This is a genomic window from Pseudonocardia sp. SID8383, from assembly GCF_009864975.1.
GTDB lineage: Bacteria > Actinomycetota > Actinomycetes > Mycobacteriales > Pseudonocardiaceae > Pseudonocardia > Pseudonocardia alni.
In genome coordinates, this window is sequence record NZ_WWFY01000151.1 from 1 (window position 1) to 1999 (window position 1999).

A 1999-nucleotide genomic window follows, 5' to 3' on the forward strand; every position below is an offset into this window, starting at 1 on the left:
CACCGCGGGAGCCGCACGGGTTCGCGGCCGCCGCGCTGGCCGCGGTCGCGGTACCGCGGCCGGATGCCCGGGTCGCCGCGGCCGTCGGGACCCCATCCGTCGCAGAGGCCGCCGCGCTCCTCGCTGCCGGCGACGGGGCCCACCTGATCGTCGGTAAGACCGCTGGTCAGGGCGTCACCGTCGCCGTGGCCGCCGGATCGGCGGATGTGGGATTGCCCTCCGGGGCCTCCTCCGAAATATGCGGGCCCGGCTATCGTCCGGCGTCGCCGTCGAGCGGAGGGCCCGCGCAGGGAGCCGCTGCCACCGCCGGGCGTCGGAGTCCGGGAGAGGAACGTCGTTGAACGCGCACCACGAGCAGTACCTGGTCGGGCTGGACCTGGCCGGCCGCCGGGCCGTCGTCGTCGGTGGGGGACAGGTCGCCCAGCGCCGTGTCGCCCGCCTGATCGCCGCGGGAGCGGTCGTCGAGGTCGTCTCGCCCGAGGTCACCCCGGCGGTCGAGGGCATGGCCTCGGCCGGGGAGATCACCTGGACGGCCCGCCGCTGGACCGACGGCGACCTCGCCGGCGCCTGGTACGCGATCGCCGCCACCGACGAGGCCGCGACCAACGCCGCCGTCGTCGCCGAGGCCGAGCGGGACCGCGTGTTCTGCGTCCGCGCCGACGACGGCGACAAGGGCACCGCGGTCACCCCTGCCACCGGCGGCTACGACGGGCTCACCGTCGGCGTGCTGGCCCGGGGCGCGCACCGGCGGTCCGCGGCCGTGCGCACCGCGCTGGTCGAGGCACTGGCCGCCGGTGTCGTCGACGAGTCGGCCGAGCCCCCGCAGGCCGGTGTCGCGCTGGTCGGTGGCGGTCCGGGCGACCCGGAGCTGATCACCGTGCGCGGACGGCGGCTGCTGTCCCGCGCCGAGGTCGTCGTCGCCGACCGGCTCGGCCCGCGCGACATCCTCGACGAGCTGTCCCCCGAGGTCGAGGTCATCGACGCCTCCAAGATCCCCTACGGCCGCGCCATGGCCCAGGAGCGGATCAACGAGCTGCTCATCTCCCACGCCCGGGCCGGGAAGTTCGTGGTCCGCCTCAAGGGCGGTGACCCGTTCGTCTACGGCCGCGGGTTCGAGGAGGTCCAGGCGTGCGCCGCGGCCGGGGTGCCGGTGACCGTCGTCCCGGGCATCACCAGCGCCTTCGCCGCACCGGCCGTCGCCGGCACGCCGGTGAGTCACCGCGGGGTCGCGCACGAGATCGTCGTCGTGTCCGGGCACGTCGCGCCGGGTGACCCGCGCAGCCTCACCGACTGGACCGCGCTGGGCCGGATGACCGGCACGATCGTGTTGATGATGGCCGTGGAGCGGCTCGGGAAGTTCGCCGAGGCGCTGATCTCCCACGGCCGGCCCGCCGACACCCCGGTCCTGATCGTGCAGGACGGCACCACCCGGATCGAGCGATCGGTGCGCGCCACCCTGGAGACCGCCGAGCAGGTCGCGGCCGAGCAGGAGATCAGCCCGCCGGCAATCGTCGTGATCGGGCCCGTCGCGGGGTTGCAGGCGCCCGTCGGGGGGTGACCCCGGCAACTCGTTGCACATTGCAAGTTTGCAATATGCAACGATCGCGGGCGTGACGGACGAGATCGATGACGTCGTCGACGCGGTGATGACCGCGAGCCGGGCGATGCTCTCCGTGGTGGCCCGGTCCCTGGCCGCCGCGGGCGAGCACACCGGCGGTGACACGGCCGGCGACGTGACCCTGCCCCAGTACCGCGCGCTGGTCGTGCTGGCCCAGTACGGCACCCGGCGACCGGCCGACCTGGCCAGGGCGCTGACCGTGTCGGCGTCGACGGCGACCCGGATGTGCGACCGGCTGGTGACCCGCGGCCTCGTCGCGCGCACCCGCACCGGTGACGACCGCCGCGAGGTCGCCGTCGCGCTCAGCCCGGCCGGGCGGGCGCTCGTCGACGAGGTCACCCGGCTGCGCCGCGCCGAGATGCACCGGCTGCTCGCGACGCT

At 75.4% G+C, this 1999-nt stretch carries 2 protein-coding genes; both read left to right on the forward strand.

Annotation, left to right across the window (positions count from 1 at the left end; translation table 11 throughout):
- Positions 1–337 precede the first annotated feature (337 nt).
- Positions 338–1558, forward strand: a complete 1221-nt coding sequence (cobA, locus tag GTW08_RS03825) for a uroporphyrinogen-III C-methyltransferase (RefSeq protein WP_073574297.1) — start codon at positions 338–340, stop codon at positions 1556–1558.
- A 52-nt stretch (positions 1559–1610) separates the two neighbouring features.
- Positions 1611–1999: MarR family transcriptional regulator (locus GTW08_RS03830; protein WP_161151421.1), on the forward strand; the 389-nt coding region annotated here is incomplete at its 3' end.